This window comes from uncultured Erythrobacter sp. (genome assembly GCF_947499705.1).
Taxonomy (GTDB): domain Bacteria; phylum Pseudomonadota; class Alphaproteobacteria; order Sphingomonadales; family Sphingomonadaceae; genus Erythrobacter.
On sequence record NZ_CANMPJ010000001.1, the window covers coordinates 210,557 to 227,017 of the forward strand.

Annotated in this window: 15 protein-coding genes; 2 read left to right on the plus strand and 13 right to left on the minus strand. The window is 52.2% G+C overall.

What is annotated here, in order from left to right; translation table 11 throughout:
• Positions 1-1,378 precede the first annotated feature (1,378 nt).
• Together Q0837_RS00855 and Q0837_RS00860 are read right to left on the minus strand one after the other, a co-directional pair.
• Positions 1,379-2,221: a TniB family NTP-binding protein gene (locus tag Q0837_RS00855; protein WP_298464000.1), complete on the minus strand. Its 843-nt coding sequence runs from the start codon at positions 2,219-2,221 to the stop codon at positions 1,379-1,381.
• On the minus strand, positions 2,218-3,882 hold the full coding sequence (locus Q0837_RS00860; protein ID WP_298464003.1) for a Mu transposase C-terminal domain-containing protein: 1,665 nt from the start codon (positions 3,880-3,882) through the stop codon (positions 2,218-2,220). Before Q0837_RS00860 ends, Q0837_RS00855 begins: the two co-directional genes overlap by 4 nt.
• A 393-nt stretch (positions 3,883-4,275) precedes the next feature.
• Between Q0837_RS00860 and Q0837_RS00865 the strand changes: the two genes are divergently transcribed.
• Positions 4,276-4,500, plus strand: a complete 225-nt coding sequence (locus Q0837_RS00865) for an AlpA family transcriptional regulator (RefSeq protein WP_298464005.1) — start codon at positions 4,276-4,278, stop codon at positions 4,498-4,500.
• Between the two features lie 481 nt (positions 4,501-4,981).
• On the opposite strand, the gene Q0837_RS00870 is transcribed toward Q0837_RS00865, so the two are convergent.
• Genes Q0837_RS00870 through Q0837_RS00900 form a run of 7 tightly spaced genes read right to left on the minus strand, consistent with a single transcriptional unit; the run spans position 4,982 to position 10,921 of the window.
• A complete protein-coding gene (locus tag Q0837_RS00870; RefSeq protein ID WP_298464008.1) occupies positions 4,982-5,659 on the minus strand; it encodes a cupin domain-containing protein in 678 nt (225 codons plus the stop codon).
• Entirely contained in the window at positions 5,656-6,471 is an 816-nt protein-coding gene (locus Q0837_RS00875) for an ABC transporter ATP-binding protein (RefSeq protein ID WP_298464011.1), read from the minus strand. The genes Q0837_RS00870 and Q0837_RS00875 overlap by 4 nt, the downstream gene beginning before the upstream one ends.
• Positions 6,468-7,298, minus strand: a complete 831-nt coding sequence (locus Q0837_RS00880; protein ID WP_298464014.1) for an ABC transporter permease — start codon at positions 7,296-7,298, stop codon at positions 6,468-6,470. The genes Q0837_RS00875 and Q0837_RS00880 overlap by 4 nt, the downstream gene beginning before the upstream one ends.
• Positions 7,291-8,268: an ABC transporter substrate-binding protein gene (locus Q0837_RS00885; protein WP_298464017.1), complete on the minus strand. Its 978-nt coding sequence runs from the start codon at positions 8,266-8,268 to the stop codon at positions 7,291-7,293. Before Q0837_RS00885 ends, Q0837_RS00880 begins: the two co-directional genes overlap by 8 nt.
• A 4-nt stretch (positions 8,269-8,272) precedes the next feature.
• Positions 8,273-8,977, minus strand: coding sequence for a hypothetical protein (locus Q0837_RS00890; RefSeq protein ID WP_298464019.1), 705 nt, complete (start codon positions 8,975-8,977; stop codon positions 8,273-8,275).
• Complete coding sequence (locus tag Q0837_RS00895; RefSeq protein ID WP_298464021.1) at positions 8,970-9,371, minus strand: hypothetical protein; 402 nt, start codon at positions 9,369-9,371, stop codon at positions 8,970-8,972. The genes Q0837_RS00890 and Q0837_RS00895 overlap by 8 nt, the downstream gene beginning before the upstream one ends.
• Positions 9,368-10,921: a winged helix-turn-helix transcriptional regulator gene (locus Q0837_RS00900; RefSeq protein WP_298464024.1), complete on the minus strand. Its 1,554-nt coding sequence runs from the start codon at positions 10,919-10,921 to the stop codon at positions 9,368-9,370. The genes Q0837_RS00895 and Q0837_RS00900 overlap by 4 nt, the downstream gene beginning before the upstream one ends.
• Positions 10,922-11,233: 312 nt before the next feature.
• On the opposite strand from Q0837_RS00900, the gene Q0837_RS17555 reads away from it, so the two are divergent.
• Positions 11,234-11,413: a helix-turn-helix transcriptional regulator gene (locus Q0837_RS17555; protein WP_367275155.1), complete on the plus strand. Its 180-nt coding sequence runs from the start codon at positions 11,234-11,236 to the stop codon at positions 11,411-11,413.
• Positions 11,414-12,035: 622 nt separating this feature from the next.
• On the opposite strand, the gene Q0837_RS00905 is transcribed toward Q0837_RS17555, so the two are convergent.
• The 4 genes from Q0837_RS00905 to leuC form a co-directional block, all read right to left on the minus strand.
• Positions 12,036-13,364 carry a type II toxin-antitoxin system HipA family toxin gene (locus Q0837_RS00905; RefSeq protein ID WP_298464027.1) on the minus strand — a complete coding sequence of 443 codons (1,329 nt, stop codon included), beginning with the start codon at positions 13,362-13,364 and terminating at the stop codon, positions 12,036-12,038.
• On the minus strand, positions 13,364-13,615 hold the full coding sequence (locus Q0837_RS17560) for a helix-turn-helix domain-containing protein (RefSeq protein ID WP_367275156.1): 252 nt from the start codon (positions 13,613-13,615) through the stop codon (positions 13,364-13,366). Before Q0837_RS17560 ends, Q0837_RS00905 begins: the two co-directional genes overlap by 1 nt.
• A 689-nt stretch (positions 13,616-14,304) precedes the next feature.
• A complete protein-coding gene (leuD, locus tag Q0837_RS00910; RefSeq protein ID WP_298464031.1) occupies positions 14,305-14,922 on the minus strand; it encodes a 3-isopropylmalate dehydratase small subunit in 618 nt (205 codons plus the stop codon).
• A complete protein-coding gene (gene leuC / locus Q0837_RS00915) occupies positions 14,919-16,331 on the minus strand; it encodes a 3-isopropylmalate dehydratase large subunit (RefSeq protein ID WP_298464034.1) in 1,413 nt (470 codons plus the stop codon). The genes leuD and leuC overlap by 4 nt, the downstream gene beginning before the upstream one ends.
• Positions 16,332-16,461 lie beyond the last annotated feature (130 nt).

A 16,461-nucleotide genomic window follows, 5' to 3' on the forward strand; every position in this document is an offset into this window, starting at 1 on the left:
GTTCGCATGAGTTTGTCGATGCGGTAGACTGTATTATTCAAACTCTTGTCGCGAATGGGGTAGATGAAATTCGCAGTGCCGACATCTACATCCGGCCATATCGTGGCAACCAGCTACTGCATTTTGAAGATCAAGCGACAGGCACTCCATTCAAGTTGCTGCGGTTTCAAGGCAGTCGCAGTCGCCCATTCAAACCTCGGTCGCCACGAGTAAATCCGGTGGTAGATGATGACACAGAGAATTGAGATGCCCCGGCATACTATTCTTACTAGGCATCAGGTTATCATGCGGTCGAGCTGAAGCCGGTGCAGGCTTGCCATAAGACGCTGCGCGGCTGTTATGCCCTCAAATCGCTCAAAAAGCCGGCCCGACGTAGAACGTCAAGTTCATGATCAGTGTATCGAGGCCTATTTGGCCGCGGCAGGCCCTGCCTTTGCCGAACTGCGCTGTAAGCCAATAAAATGGCGTGGAGATCACAATAAAAGCGCTTGCGCGACCCTCTCATCAACCTTCCTAACTCAAGCGCCAAAGACTCTTCGTTTGAGTTTCCGTCCGTACTATCGAGTTGACTGTTCGCCTGCGAACCGAGCTTTTCGTCCGAATGAGCTATCAGGTTTTCGAAACGAAGCGCCTCACCGAATCCAGGTCGGTGAGCCAGCGCCATTAGCTGAATGCGAGCGGGCGAGAAATGGTAGTTGTTGCGAGTGAAAGCATCGAAATATCGATGGAAGTCATGCCACCTGCTCTCGCTCGGGGTCGCACTCAACTGGAGCAGATCTATGCACTGCTCATTCCACATTTTTGCTCGCCGAAGGACTCTTACCTTTGCAAACCAACTTCGCATCACCCCAATCTTGTCGCTGAGATAACTCAATTGACCATCTCTTGTCCGGAGTCTTCGCAGCCCTTCGACGGAGTGCAATGGAATATCGTGCAGATGACAAAGCCAGCTTGCGCGGTATATCCATTCCTTCCGGATCGTGAGCGGACGTCCGGAGCTAAGCGCTTCCATCCAGCAAACCAGACACCCATAAACCTGACAAGAAGGTGGTAGCAGATATGCTCGAGGACTCCTTACAGTCGCTTTGACAAGAGTGATCTTTGGAATGTCGACCGACCAAGCCAACATACCCAGCATATCATCATAAGAGGACCGTAGGTGTTTTCGAACGCCTTTGTGGCCTGCCCCGAGATGCTTGCCAACCAACCTCACATCGCACCCAAGGTGGCGAAGTAACCCGCGTAGATCTATCTCATGGCGTGTCAGAAGGCGGCCCAACCAAGAGTCAAAAGTTTCGCGCTTTTCAGGTGTAACTCTGAACGCGAGACGTTGAAGTCCTTCGGTCATTCGAATGTTCGCTCGACGAGCACTCTACATTCACTTCCGCGCCGGGAAGAGCTTTGCGGCAGTTTCGAGGTCCTCATACTCAACGATTGAGCGGCCACTGCGCTTTGCCATCTTCAAACCCCAATGCAAAAGACGCTTAAATTCACCGGTGATGCCGCCGCTATGTTCGTAAAGGAACTTGGCAAATCGTGGTTCGGCGAAGCGGTCAGGGTCAGCCAAATGAAGGCCACGAGCCAGTTCACGAACAATTCTTTGGGTCGGTTCGCCAGGCTCCCAAGGATTGAGCTTCAGGATGATCGAACGTTGACCCAGTTCCTCATCTTCCCCGAACACTTCGGCGGCGATGTCTAGACCCGCCAAAACCATCGGGGTTGTACCCTCGCTCATAAGGAAACGCATGGCATCCAGCGTCTCACGCCGGGCGCCACCCGATGCCTTGAGCGTTACATGGATATTGTCGATGCCGACAAGGCGCGTACCCTGCTCACGCAGGAGATCCACGACCTTGAGGTCCGCAGTGCGGTGGATTGAATTCGTGATAATCCATCCTTGTTTCCAGAGCAGAGCCAGATTGATCTTGATCGAGGTCGGATTGGAAGGGATGACGACTCTCAGCATGGCATTGTGAGTTGCATCGCCTTTCAAACGCACTCGCTCGCCCGCGAACTTGGCCTGGATACGTCTTTGTGCTTCGCGAAGGATAGAGGTCTTACCCATTCCCGACTTTCCGACGAGAACGACACATGTCGGCCGTTCTTCAGGCTCGTCGCTAGCGATATCGACAAGAGTTTCGACCGCTGTGCGTGCTTCGTCGAAACCGATCCAGAACGGGCTGGGGGGCATGATTGAAGGGTCTGACGAGATTGCGGTCATGAGTTGCTTATCTCCCAATCACTTTCGCCGAGATCCTTGCCGTCGAGCCATTCAGCGGTTTCGACTTCTCTAGGTTGCTGGGAGTTACTGAGCGATTTCCCTTCCTCCATGCGTTTCCGGGCGTTTCTGACTTCTCGAGTCAGTTTGCGTGCCTTGAGGACCTCTTGTCGAGCATCGTGCACGTAGCGAGCAGTCGATTGCTGGGCACCTCTAGTTTGAAATGCTCCCTCTTCCTTGCGGCGACGTGCACGCGCCGCCTCCCATTCTTGTAAGGTCACATCCGGATAAGCTCTAGTCGCACTCAAAGTGATGAAATCGTCTTCCCATTCCATGTAGACCTCGTTGAGGTTCCGCTCGTCGATACGGACGTTCACCTTTAGACCGATCATTTTTGCCAGCATTGGATGAAAGTATTTTCGGGTTTTGGTGACAATGCCGAACGAGTGAACTTGCAGCTCCTTCATGGGCAGGAAACGCTTCCTTAGCCGCTCATGATCGAAATCGCCTGGCCTCGGCAGGTCTTTTCCGCGAGCGGCTTTTGCCCAGGCATGGGCGGGGGAGATGCCATCTAGCCCATCGTGCGGTGTGTTGTGGTAAGCTGCAATCTGCAAAATCATCCATCGTTCGAATTCCGGCAATGTCATGACCGCGGAAGCGAAAGGATCATACCCATCGCGCTGTGTGACATTCGAGCCAGTTGCACCTGGCAGGAGCCTAAGCTTGCCAACGAATGTGCCAATCAGACGTTCGATATGTCCGCCAAGGTGAGCCGGTCCAGGCTTGCGAACGTCTGGGTCGGTTCCGACTGAAAGGCATGCTGATCGGAAAGCTTCTGACCTATGAGGCTTGGCTTGGTCGGCATGTAATCGGCCGAGAGCACCATGCATGGGGTATTCAACATTGAGGCCCAATTCCTCAAGCACTGCTTGCTTTGGAAGAATCGCGTTCACGACCGCTTGTCCACACCGATAGATTGAGGGGTCGCCGAACGTGAAGTAGAAGCCGAGAATGCAGCGCGTGTAGATCTCGATGATGAAAGTGATCCACGGTCGATCCAACGGTTCTCGAGAGATTCGATCGACTAAAGCGACGTCACCTCGTGTGTGGTCCATCTGACCGAGATCGAGAAGGCCAGCACTACGGTAGTGCCCAGGGTGTGGCTCAGAAGCAGTTCGGGACTTTGAACCCTTGCTATTGCTTGCCCTTACCGGTTCGGTGATTTCATCAATGAGGCGTTCTATAACCCGTTTCGATGGAACCTCATCCACGGAAAACCTGTGGTTTCCATTCTCTGCAATGAGAAGATTGTAGATCTGATCCGCGACTAGCGCTTTGGCGGGCGGAGTTTTGGTAAGGTAAAGTTCGGCAACATAGCTATCGATCGCGGTCTTAACTTCTGGCGAAGCCCGATGCGAACCTACCTTAGGGCCAGTTCGGTTTGGAGCCAAAGCTTCCGGGACAGGGTTGGCGCGAAACTTCTTGGCAAGACGACTTGCCTGACGAGAACCGAGCCCCGTCTCTTCGCAGACTTTGCGAAGAGCTCCTTGCGGTATCTTCCCTTCAAGCGGCACGTATTTTCGAAAGACCGGGTAGCGCTGCTGACCGATCTGGAGAGCGGCTTCAGATTTCTGTTTGGGTTGCTGCGGTTTCCGGTCGATCATTTTGGAACATTGGCAAGTCGGTCAGGACACAAATAAGGCGTGTCAGACCAACCGTATTTTCTACGCGACAAAATTTATGTCCGAGCCTAGTCGGCAAAACCGCAGAATTGCGATGAATTTCTCGACATGACATCGATTCTGGCGGCTCACACAATGCCGACCAATCCGCCGAATGGCAGGGCACCGAGTTCGGTCAATTCGTGGAAGATTTCCTTACCGCCTTGCCTGTTGCCTTGGCCTGCGAACTTGGAAGCCGGTTGCAGGATGTGCGCCCTCGCTGGGCCAAAGGCACAGCGCACCGTGTCGCTCGACTACTTTCTGATCACATCGACGAACTTGAACGGAAGGATGTGCTGCTTGAGCATGGCTTCGCCGAGGGCGAAGGAGGCCATCATGGGTGAACAGCTTGGAAATCGGCTGGCTGAGCCACGTCGGGCAACCCGGCTTATTCGACTGCCGGAGGTGATGCGCCGGGTCGGGCTTGGGCGTTCCACAATCTACCGTTGGATGAGCGAAGGTAGCTTTCCGAAGCCGGTGCAACTTGGCGGACATGCGGTGGCATGGGTTGAGCAGGAGGTCGAGGCTTGGGTAGTCAACAAGCTCAACTCTGAGGCCTAGCAATCCAAAATTGATGTTCTTGCCCTTGCGTAAAGCATGGCTTTTGTCTCGTTGCTATCCAACAAATGACTTCGCTTGAAAAAAGACTAAACCGTGACCCTCATGGAATTCTATTGAAGCAATAGATGCTAGTCTCATCTAGCCAACTACTGTCGATTGAAGAATCGCCTTAGAGCCCAGAATGTCGCGAAAGCTAAGGCTGTGAATAAGGCTAAGTATGCGCCTTCGTGGTGGCCATGCAAAAAATCTGTTTCATGTGCAGACGCCGGAGCTGAGACTGACAACAGCAACATCGCGATCAAACTCAAATTAAGAGCATCTATTGATTTGGTGCAGCGATGTTTCAGGGCTAGAGATTTGGTTGTCATTTTTCGTTAGAGGCTTTCTAATATTGCGGTGATGTGTCTTCAATCAAATCTGCTCGTGGTTGGTTCTGGTTTGGCCGCCAGACACGAGAGTCCCTGTTTCTCAGATCTTCAATTTAGAGCTCGAGTACGGTCGCCAATCGATGAAAGAGAAACGCGATTCTGCTTTTCAGACTTTCCTGTTTCTCGGGTTTGTGAGCTTGCATGTAGCGACCAATACTCTCTAACTCGTGGATCAAATGGACAAGCTCAGGATCATTTGATCCTTCCACAAGCTGCTTCCGAGCCATATCGATGGTAGTGGCGTACTCTTCGTTGTAGATTCCCAAGCCGGTGTTCGCGACAAAGAAGGTCAGCGGACGCCCTGATTTGTTGAAAAAAGAGTGGGACATTTTTTCGGGGATGACGACAAGTGAGCGCGCTGGCAGCGCAAGTTCTTTTGGTTTGCCTGTGTCCCGATCGAAAACCACACATCCTGCATTGCCCTGCGACAAAACGAAGTGCTTTGAGCCGTGGGCGTGAGGCAGAAAGCTATGATGTGCGTCCGTTATGGCAATTTTGGCAGTGCCGAATGATGGGTTGGTCGGGCCGGAATCCGGCCCTCCTATGAGGTAGTGGGCAACATTTCCGGCGTTCAAAAAAGGGAACATTTCAGCCGACTCCTCTGCGGAGTGTTTTGATACGGTGTCACCCTGTTTGGCGTAAATTGTTCCAGAGTAATCCGGAAAATAGACTTTTAGATCCTCCGGGAGGGTACCCAGCGACATCAGGTATTTTACAATTGACGAATTCAAGATTGAGTTTCCTTCGAAGGAATGTCCTGAGGTGAAGCAATGGATCCAGTCGAACCGGACAACAGCACAACCTTTTGTAGCTCTAGAATTTTGCGTTGAACGAATTCAGCAGAAATGCGGCGTTCTCCTGGAATGTCGATTTTGAATTCGGTGAATTTCGAGATTGGGCTCGCGGAAGCAATTAGAACCCTATCGCAGGTTAGCACGGCGTCTTCGATGCTGTGGGTCACGATCAGGCTAACTATGTCGCGGGCCTTGACTAGGCCAACGATCAGTCTTTGCAATCTATAGCGTGTTTCTGCGTCGAGGTTTGCGAACGGTTCATCAAATAAAAGAACTTTGGCGTCGCCCACCAGAGACCGAGCTAAGGCCACGCGGGATTGCTCGCCTCCTGAAAGTTCGCGGGGCCACCTCTCCGCCAGATCGGCTATCCCAACTTGGCTCAAAATCTCATGTGCAGCTTGTTCCTCACTTTTGGCATCTGCACGGGGCGAGGAGAAGAGCACATTATCCCAGACATTCAGCCATGGCAGGAGACGTATATCTTGGAAGAGGAGCTGAATTTCTCGACCTGGCTTGTCCCATTCTTGCCCTCTCCAAATGACTGAACCACTGAACTGACTTTCCAAGCCAGCTGCTATCCGAAGCAGGGTCGTTTTCCCGATCCCGCTTGGGCCCAATACTCCAACAATCTCGCCCGGGTGCAACTCAAGAGACAAATTCGAGATCAGAGGAGTATTGGCCCCAGGATACTGCATTGACTGAACGTCAATCTGCAGGCGCTTAGGCAAATTCGGCGAACTGAAAGTCACGTCGCATCACCGACAGTCTTTGACCAAACCGATCTCGATTTACTCCAATACGCCAAGATTGCATCGGAGCCGAAGCCAAGAATTCCTAGAACCAACACGCCAGCGAATTGGTCCTCAATTTTTCCGACTTCTCTAGAGTCCGCGATAAACCACCCCAGTCCAGCCATCCCTTGGTCTGCCGAACTGTACTCGACGACAAAGATCGCTATCCAGCTGATTGCAAGGGCAATTCGGACACCAATCAATGAGGCAGAAAAAGAAGCAGGTAAGAGGATAGAAGCCGCCAGCGAGAGCCTCGACTTCTCATACATGTTTGCAAGTTCGATATACTCGATTGGAATCGATCGTGCTGCTTGATATGTTTGTGTGAAAACAAGGAGAAAGCTCACGAAAGCTGGCAAAAATACCTTATAGATTTCTCCCGTGCCAAAGAACATAATGGCAAAAGGAAGCCAGACTATTGCTGGAATCGGTGCAAGAAAACCGATAGTCGGCGAAATAAAGGCATCTAGCCTTTTCGATACCACTGCAGCGATCCCAATTATTACGCCGAAGAGTGCGCCGTTTGTAACGCCGACAGTGATACGGAGCAGGCTTAGAGCCGTATGCCGAATAAGTTCACCCTCAACCAGAAGTTCGTAACAAGTTCTTACGATTTCGCTGGGTGCAGCGGAGAGGGTTGGCGGGAACACACCGCTTCTCACTGCATATTCCCAGCTGACGACTAGAAGTACTGGCAGCACAACGCCCACGCTATACCTTCTCAGCGCAACGGAGATGCTCGCGCTCTTGCTCGCACGAGCGTCAGTGTGAATTGCATCATTCACCGACTGGCCCTGCAAGCAAGTCGCCTCTGACGTCTAGCTCTTCCTCGCCACGAATCGCATCATTGATGAGAAGAAACCTCGCCATCTCCTCGAACACGAGTACCATGTCGGAATCGAGTTCCGCTGAAAAGTCGACGTTATTCAGGGCTTCTTCTACGACTTCGACGTCCTGCCGAGTGGCTTTGGCAACAATAACCTCAGCTTCGTCCCTGTTCTCCATTATCCAAAGCTGAGCTCTGTCCAGTATCTCGACCAAAGCTTCAGCTACTTCTGGCGAGTCCTGTAAGAGATCGTTTGTCACCGTCATCGTGGTGGCATAACTGTATTCTGATCCGGGAACGCGGCGACCCACTCCGCTTACCGTTTGTTGTTCAAGAAACGGAGACCAGACAACCCACGCAGCAACTTGGTCTGTTTCAAATGCGGCTTCGGCTTCAACTGCCTTCATGTTCTTCAACTCGAAAGCATCAGCAGTGAGACCCGCATCCTCTAGACTCTTAAGCATTCCATAGTGCGAGCTCGTGCCGGATTGGTAAGCGACTTGCTGACCGGCAAGCGACTGAAGGCTCGTTGGGCTAAGTTCGGATTGAGCGATCCAAAAAAGATTGATCTCTCCAGTCACGTCAATGATGCGGATGTCCGCACCTTGAGCTCGTGTCATCATAGCTGGGATTTCAGCGGATAGGAGGACGTCAAGGTTATTACCAAATGAGTCAGCGATAGTCGCACGGTCACCGTAGAACCGATGCGTCACCTCCCAGTCTTTTAGGGCAGGGTGTTCGTCAAACCATCCAAGCTCATCAGCCACGTAATACGGAGCATACCCAATCGCCCTAGAAAAGTAGCCGATCTCCAGCTCTTTACGACTATCTTCGGTGGCCGCCCTTTCTAGGCTCAAAAGGGCTACTAGAAGTGCCAGCCCGGCCGTGAAGCCGATGCCGACAATGAGCATGATGCTTCTGTTCTTCATTGTCTTACTCCGAGTGGTGATTGGCGACTGGGGATGTGGCGAGGGTTGTCCGCGACAACTCTAAGGTGAGGACAGGGAGAAGAAGGCCAAATCCGAAAGCGATGTAGATCATTCCGACCACGCGAGCGCAGAAGAGCAAAACACGCACGCCGTTCTCCACCTTATCAATGGGATAGTCGGCCTGGCTGAAGGTTTCCGCAGACAATAACAAAGCATGCGCCAGACTGTACTGGTCGGTAATCGCGAACAGGCAAATCGAGAATAAGGCGACCAACGTGACGCCGAACAGAAGCCATCGCGACAGACTAGTTCCGAATTTGCTTGTAATCCCCCAGAAGAACATTCCGAGCGCTGGCATGAGGTCCCTTCGCCGAGATGACACTTGGAGCATCAAAGCGCGGAAGTGGTGCTCTTTGAAATACGCGTACTTGAAGAGTTTGCTCAGGTCATACTCGCTCGCATGAACTCGCACATCACGATAAAAACTCGCGAGTGTTGCATAATCATTGACGCTACGAGGGGAGCCAGCCGTCAATTTGGCTACATCGGCTTCAAAGTTCGCAACAATTCCAAGCGGCCTAGCATCTCGGTCGAAGGCGCTTTCGCGTGTGATCCTCTTCTGAAGCACATCGCGCTCGAGCATGCTCAGGTATTCGTCTGCCTTTGCAGAGGCCTCCACATTGTATGGAATCGGATTTGGATTAGTCATTTCCATCTCCAGAACTGATCTGGATCAGCCTATCGAAAATCTGGTCGACTTGATCCGCATCTGCTGACTTTCGAAACACTGTGGAGTCTGCAAGAAACTCGGGCGGAGAAAACCTCTCATCCCAAGCTGTCAAAAATACAAACCGCTGTGGTGGGAACCCATATTGCTCGCAGAGCATCGCGGCGAATTCAAAACCGTCTAAACGATCACGGAGCTCAACATCAAAAAGGAAGGCGCTTGGTCGCAATCCATCGCGCATCAAGCGCTTTGCTGCATCAATACTGTTCGCTAGCTTCAAGTTAAGTGGCTTACCTCTTGCATACATTCCAAAGTCATCAAGAAGGCCTTGGTCGTCCTCAAGGTAAAGGCAAACTGGAATACGTTCACTGTTCATTGGAAATTCTCCAATTCACTCTCGAATTCGCTTTCTGAATGCGACGACGTTATTATTTCAGTTACAGGCAAGAGAATATCAACTGTAAGGCCCGTCCAGGCTTTTCCTTTGCTATGGTTGAATATCACCTTCCCGTGACTTGTTTTGACACCCATAATGGCGAGGCGGAGCCCCCCCACTCGTGCGATGTCAGAGCTTTCTGCACGCCCAACTGTGTCAGCGTCGATGTTAAAACTCTCGAGTTCGGTGTCAGACACCCCTTTCCCAAGATCTGAGATGATGATTCTGAGCTTTAAATCATGTCCATCACGGACTTCCGCAAAGGTAATTGTTGCTCCAGACCTAGACCGTCCATGAGTTACCGCGTTTGTGAGGAAGCTGTGAAACGCTCCGAACTGCAATTGGGGTATCGTCTTTGACAAGTATCGGGTTCGAGCCTGATCGAGGGCCCGATAGTCCACATGTATGGAGTCATCTGTAGAGGCGTCCCTGTTCGCCGCCGCCCTGGTAAACCTAATGCTCTCAATGGCGTCCGATAATTGAGCGAGGACAGGGACATCTACTGGCTCGCTGTCCTGCATAACGGGGAATGAGGCGAGATGGCCATCCAAGTTCCTCGCAATCTCACCAACGGACCGCACCCAACGTGCGAACTCATCCGGCTCCAAATCCGCGGCCACATCAAGCTTCTTTTGCGCCAGGGCAAGCCGTTGAAGAGGGGTCCTGATTGTATGATGAAAGATCTTGTACTGGGCTTCCTTTGTTCGTTGTTCTTTCGTGCTGATGACTCGATCAGCTACGTTCATCAGTATCGACTGGAACCCGTAGAAAGATCTCTGGGGTGCGAGATAAAACTCAAGGAAGATCGGGTTCCCACGTGTATCGGTTAGTTGGAACGCTAGACCATCAACAGTGCCAGCTGAATCAGGCTTGCTTATGCTTTCCCAAATCCCCCGTTCGTGGTAGCAAGCGTTAGAATCCGGAACTGCCCCGGCCACGCGCCAATCGAAGAAGAGAGGTGGAACACCCTGAGAACCGAGCCAAGACTCCTCTTCCCTGGGGGCGATGTATTTGAGACTCCGCTCGTGTAGCGACGGCAGAAGCCGGGGAGTAGTTTGCCTCACCAGCTCCTCAAATCGAGGTGACCAATCTTGGATCGTCAGCCCAGGCCCGGTCGCAACGGCTGCATGGATGATCGATTTGATGTCGAACAAGCCGGGGCTATATGAGCTGCGATCCTGAACCCGAGTCGATAAGGTCTTAAAGCAGTCCGCATCAAAGCGCCTTGTGGCATGCGCCCCCAGAATAAGGGCAGACGTTGTTTCCACCTGCTCCAACAATTCTGAAATTCTGTCGGGGTTTACCGCATACTGTAGCGCTCGCTTGCCGCGCGCAGCCCCTCTTACGTCCAGCCACCCTTGCTCGGACATCTTTTTCAAATGATCGCCGACGGTGCTGCGCGCCAAACCTGTAGCGAGTCTGACTTCCTCTTGCGTGCAGCCCGGCCTACACAGGATACATTTGAGCATATCCTCTGTTTTTCGGTTCATAAAAGGGTCTCCAGACAAATATCGGATTTAGACCTATATCAAATCCGAAACGTAGATTCAAGTATGGGTCTAGCCTGCCATCTAGGCAGTGTCCGAGCCTTCCGATCCGGCGCGAAAGAAGCCTATGCTTTTTGCTACGGCTAATCTGGCAAGCGAGGCCATGGTGCCTTGTCGCCCAAGGCCAAATACAGCCCTCGAAAGATGTGCTGGAGGTCCGTTGGGCTCCACCGTCTAACGCCGAGTTTGATGGTACGGCCCAGTTCTACCTTATATCGCTAAAGGACGTTCAGTAACAGAATAGGAGGAACTGCAATGAAGCTTGTTTCTAAAAGGCAACTCAAGGAAATGGTACTTTATTCGCCACAGCACATCGCTCGGTTAGAGAAGGCGGGCAAGTTCCCAAAGAGGGTTCAGCTAGGCCCGAATAGGGTCGGCTGGATTGAAAGTGAGGTACTGGACTGGTTGCAGATAAGGCTCGATCGGCGACGCTAGCTCAAGACCGAGTTCGATCCATCTGAACTGCGGTCGAACTGCCTATTCGCCAGCTGCGCCTGCCATCGCAGCGTGCTCGATTTGAACTTAACTCTTGCGAAAGGGGTACGATGGTCGGGCATCGAGCTTGGCCGTCATTGGCCAAGAAAACTAACATCTCATGCGAGAGATTGAGAGGTCTGCGTTGGTTTCAGTGGGTTCCGAAAATGAGCCAATTTTCGGCAAATTTCGACAATTATGGCCGTTGAAATTGTTGAGGAATTTATGTGTTCGAGTCCCTAATATGCATTTGCATTTCTCTCTACTGAGTGATGTAGGGTCGGAAAAAATCAGAAAATACGCAATTTGTGGCCATCCGGTGTGGCCTTTTTTTATCTCGTAGTTCCATTCAAGTGAGAAGATAACTGGGGGCCTTCATGTGGGCCTTTTATTAAGTTCCTATGCCTTTCGCATGTCGCTGCAGGGTGCTGCGATCCCGGTAGCTTGACGAAAGCACTTCAGTTTTCTTGCCAATTTTCTGATGGCAGCCAGCGCCAAACAGCGACTTGCGATTTCGCGGGCGTTCACAATGCCGCGGCACAGCACACTTTGGCCCATCTAAGCGCGCCATCACGGCTTCTCACTATAGTTCTCTTAGCCCCGCTTCGAAGACAGCGATTTGGCTTTTGATTGCGCGGCCAACGCTTTCGTGAACGCTGGCATCAAAATCATCTGGCATGCGCTCGAGTGCGCGGACTGGCGCAGCCTCGATGTTCTGTAATATTGTTTCAAAACATTGGTGAATGATGGTTGGACCCATTCCAGCTTTCTGGGCTGTTTGAACGAAGTGCCGGCCAGCGACCTCTGAGACCACATAGTGCGGCTTCTTGCCTGCTGACATGGCGAGCTTGAATTTGTTCTTTGGGATTTGCCTTTGCTCAAAAGCGGGCTGCGCTGTGAGGACATCATAGATTGGGGTTAGGCCGTAGCGATCGAAAGGTCGAAGGAAGATCGAGAAGTTCTTTCCGTGGCCATCGGTCGCGCCAATCAGCCAGAACAGGATGAGAGCGGAAAGGAACGATTGTTGGTCTTCTAGCGGGCTATCTGCGCGTTGGAGCAGTTTGAGGATTTGGTCCGCGCTCGGCCCGCCATTGCTTTGATATTTGAGACTAGGTGGTATTCCCAGTGCTTGGCACATATCTTCCTGTGGCAGCCGCAGGATATCCTTTGGGCCTCGTTGAAGTCGGTCGAAGCGCTCAACCACGAGTACTCGGCGCTTGCCAAAGGTCTCAATCCAGGTCTTGGCAACCTTGATCCCGAATTCTTCGAGTAACGTCAGGCAGTAGTGCTCATTGTCGACGCTCGAGCTCATGTCGATAATGCCTGAGGGTGTCGGGATTTGCCCAAGTTGTGGCTTTAGAAGGTGAGTGGTCGGTGTGGTACCGATTGGCTTGAGCCATTTCCCTTCTTGCAGCAGGAGCGATGTCTTCTCTTGGGCTCCTGCTACGGAAATTCTGAACTCTTCTTCTCTGTCCATGCCGAGGGGTTTTTGAGCGAGACCTGCAAGGGTTTGCTCGATATCCTCTTCAGACTGCTCCTCGCCCGTCAGCCCTGGCGCGGAATCATGATCTTCATCAGGATGCAGGAACTGCATCGCGCCAACACAGTCACGGCCGATTTCTTCAAGGAGGCTGTAGGGATCCGCGCCAGCAGCTCCGGTCCGCTCGGCGATTCGTCTCCGGATATCTAGATTGTCGGGGAGTAGGTTGTCGAAGACAGCGGTAACTTCTTGCCCCTTATAGGGTGTCTCACGTTTGGGGAGCGAGAGTGAGATGGCAAATGCCGGCTCCCAGTTCAGCCATGACTGATCGTATTGGAAGGCAGTTGCCCCATTGCTGGCTTTCGATAGTTGGCCCACAAGCCGCCCATTAATCAGGACGTCTAGTGGGTCATGGCTCTTGCGCCGAGCCATTAAAAGACGTCCTCAATACTTGGGGCTTGATTGGGGTTGCGCTGTTCCACGACCAACTCGAGTCCCAAAGCGGCGAAGATCGCATAGATTGTTGCGAGTTTAGTCCCCTCTTGCCCTGCTTCGATCTTCGAGATGAATTCTTGCCTCAACCCCGTCATCGACGCCAAATGTGATTGCGTCCACGAACGCTCGCGCCGTTCACGCCGAATGAGTGTCCCGAGTTGTTTTGGCGATCTGACAATCTGATGCATAATAGAGCTCCTGAATGCGATATGCCAGAAATCGCATAAAATGACAATATGCTATTTTTGGCATAAGTTAGCATTATGCTGAAAATCACATAAACTTTCTTTATGCCTTAAATCGCATAAAATGACTCAAAAAATCGCCATTTTACCAATCAAGGAGCATTGAAATTATTGAGGAATTTATATGTTCGAGTCCCTGAAATGTACTCGAACCAATACCTTATCTCGAATTTGGGGGCCTTTTGGGGGCTTTTCGCCAAAACCCGATTTTTTAAGGCTCTGATTATTAATCGGAAAAATCGATTAATCGAGTCCTCTTCTGACCATTTGTTCTTCTCTCGCGATCTCAGATAGAACATTAGGACCCGTGAAGCGACATGGTTCGTGTCAATGATGTCCAGGCCCAGCCGCCAGATTGGACGAAGCCTATTTGAAATTCTTGGTGGGTGGATCGGCCTTTTTTCAGGACTTCTGAAGAGGCCCAGCGAGGCAGTCGTTTACTTGATCGACGTCATCTTGCGCTGACATAAGATCGATCGGCATTGTATCGAGGTGAGTTCTTCTCGTCCTAAGCCATCGGCCAGCTGCTCAATCACTACTGCCTAACTTACGGAATTCCGGTTGAATTCTCAACATGGCCTCAACTCCGGTTCCTCGCCGTTTCCAGCATCGCAGCCTGGGTGGCGGGGTTGTCAGGAATGGCTCAGCTTCCCGTTCACCAACCTGGAATCGACAAATGACCTTTCATGGGCCCGGTTTCTCTCAAATAGAGAAATCCTTTCGTCATCTTGCTCCGTGAGGGATATTTCGTCTAGCCCGCTCATCAGGCAATGTTTCCGAAAAGCGTCGAGCTCAAAGTGGTACGTCTTTCCATTGGTGACGACAATTTCCTGCTCTTCGATGCCGATATCGAGCTCGTGGTCCCTCGCATACATCATGAGTTGATCGACGTGATCGGAAGGTAACGTGATGACCGCGATGCCGTTCTTGAATGCGTTGCCGGCAAATATGTCTGCAAATCCCGGGCCGATAACACAACGAATTCCCATGTCGGAGAGTGCCCAAGCGGCGTGTTCACGGCTCGAACCGCTGCCAAAACCGATCCCGGTCAAGAGGATTGGTGCACCGCGGTTCCTCGGACTGTCGAAGACATTTTCAGGATCATTGGCGCGCAAGTCCTCAAAGGCGTGCTTGCCTAGCCCCGTCCGGTTCACGCCTTTCAAATGGTCCGATGAAATTATCAGATCCGTGTCGACATTGATGCGGTCGAATGGGATCGCGACACCCTGTATCCGCCTTAGTGGAGTCATCGGAACAGCCTCCTGACATCAGTGATTTTGCCGGTAATGGCCGTTGCTGCGGCCATGGACGGGGACATCAGGTGGGTCCTGCTGTGCGGCCCCTGTCTGCCGACAAAATTCCTGTTCGAAGTCGACGCGCAGCGCGCGCCAGCCGGCACCTTGTCGGCATTCATGCCAAGGCAGGATGAGCAGCCGGGCTCGCGCCATTCGAACCCTGCATCCAGGAAGATCTTGTCGAGCCCTTCGCTTTCGGCTTGTTTCTTGACCCGCCCTGACCCCGGGACGACCAAGGCAGACGTAACGGTCTCCGAGCGCTTGCGCCCGCTGACAATTCGCGCGGCATCGCGCAAATCTTCGATCCGGCCGTTGGTGCATGAGCCAATGAAGACATGTTGGATATCGATTTCTGCCATGAGGGTCCCGGGCTCCAGATCCATATAGGCAAGTGCTTTGTAGGCCGATTCCCTCTTGGCCTTGTCGTCGAATGCTTCTGGATCCGGAACCGATCCTGAGACTGAAACGACATCCTCTGGGCTATTTCCCCAAGTTACCTGTGGTTCAATGGTGCTGGCATGGATTGTCACTCGCTTGTCGAAGGTCGCATCTTCGTCAGTCGCGAGGCTTTCCCAATATGCGCACGCTCTTGCAAAATCGTCGCCACTCGGTGCGAAATCCCTGCCTTCGACATAGTCGAACGTAGTTTGATCCGGAGAGATCAGCCCCGCTCTTGCGCCGCTTTCGATAGCCATGTTGCAGAGGGTCATCCGGCCCTCCATGGACAGTTTCCTGATCGCCTCACCTCTATACTCGATGACATGCCCGGCGCCGCCTGTCGCGCCGATCGTCCCGATAATTCCGAGCGCCAGATCCTTGGCTGTTACTCCAAAGCCAAGCTGGCCGGTGACCTCCACCTCCATCGATCGAAACGGTCTCAAAAGAAGCGTCTGTGTGGCCAGAACATGTTCGACTTCGCTTGTCCCGATGCCGAAGGATAGAGCGCCGAACGCGCCATGAGTTGCCGTATGGCTATCGCCGCAGACAACCACCTGCCCAGGGAGAACAAAGCCGATTTCCGGCCCAACAACATGGACGATCCCCTGATCCCGGTCGGAAATGTCGATGTGCCGTATACCGAATTCGGTGCAATTCCGTTTCAGCAGATCCACTTGCACCATTGACATCGGATCCGGCGATTCGAAATTTCTGTGTGGGCTAGTCGAAACGTTGTGATCGGGCATCGCCAAGGCAAGTTCGGGGCGTCTCGCGGACCTTCCAGCCAACCTTAAACCCTCGAACGCCTGCGGGCTTGTAACTTCATGCAAAAGGTGGCGGCCGACATAAATCAAGCATGTCCCGTCAGCTCTTTTAAAGACCAGATGCTCGGTCCATATCTTCTCGTACAACGACTGTTTCGCCATGCTGTGACTCCGAATTATTTGGATGAGACGGTTATCACGCCTCGTTTGTCTTAGGACAATCGATTCATCTCCGAGTACCTTCGATTCAGCCTATTTGAAGATCAAAATCAAAAAAATTTATATAAATTTC

Coding starts and splice junctions, on each gene's coding strand:
- Q0837_RS00895 (WP_298464021.1), bottom strand. CDS start 9,371: ATGAACAGTGAACGTATTCCAGTTTGCCTTTACCTTGAGGACGACCAA.
- Q0837_RS00865 (WP_298464005.1), top strand. CDS start 4,276: ATGGGTGAACAGCTTGGAAATCGGCTGGCTGAGCCACGTCGGGCAACC.
- Q0837_RS17560 (WP_367275156.1), bottom strand. CDS start 13,615: ATGCATCAGATTGTCAGATCGCCAAAACAACTCGGGACACTCATTCGG.
- Q0837_RS17555 (WP_367275155.1), top strand. CDS start 11,234: ATGAAGCTTGTTTCTAAAAGGCAACTCAAGGAAATGGTACTTTATTCG.
- Q0837_RS00900 (WP_298464024.1), bottom strand. CDS start 10,921: ATGAACCGAAAAACAGAGGATATGCTCAAATGTATCCTGTGTAGGCCG.
- leuD (WP_298464031.1), bottom strand. CDS start 14,922: ATGACTCCACTAAGGCGGATACAGGGTGTCGCGATCCCATTCGACCGC.
- Q0837_RS00890 (WP_298464019.1), bottom strand. CDS start 8,977: ATGACTAATCCAAATCCGATTCCATACAATGTGGAGGCCTCTGCAAAG.
- Q0837_RS00860 (WP_298464003.1), bottom strand. CDS start 3,882: ATGATCGACCGGAAACCGCAGCAACCCAAACAGAAATCTGAAGCCGCT.
- Q0837_RS00905 (WP_298464027.1), bottom strand. CDS start 13,364: ATGGCTCGGCGCAAGAGCCATGACCCACTAGACGTCCTGATTAATGGG.
- Q0837_RS00855 (WP_298464000.1), bottom strand. CDS start 2,221: ATGACCGCAATCTCGTCAGACCCTTCAATCATGCCCCCCAGCCCGTTC.
- leuC (WP_298464034.1), bottom strand. CDS start 16,331: ATGGCGAAACAGTCGTTGTACGAGAAGATATGGACCGAGCATCTGGTC.
- Q0837_RS00885 (WP_298464017.1), bottom strand. CDS start 8,268: ATGAAGAACAGAAGCATCATGCTCATTGTCGGCATCGGCTTCACGGCC.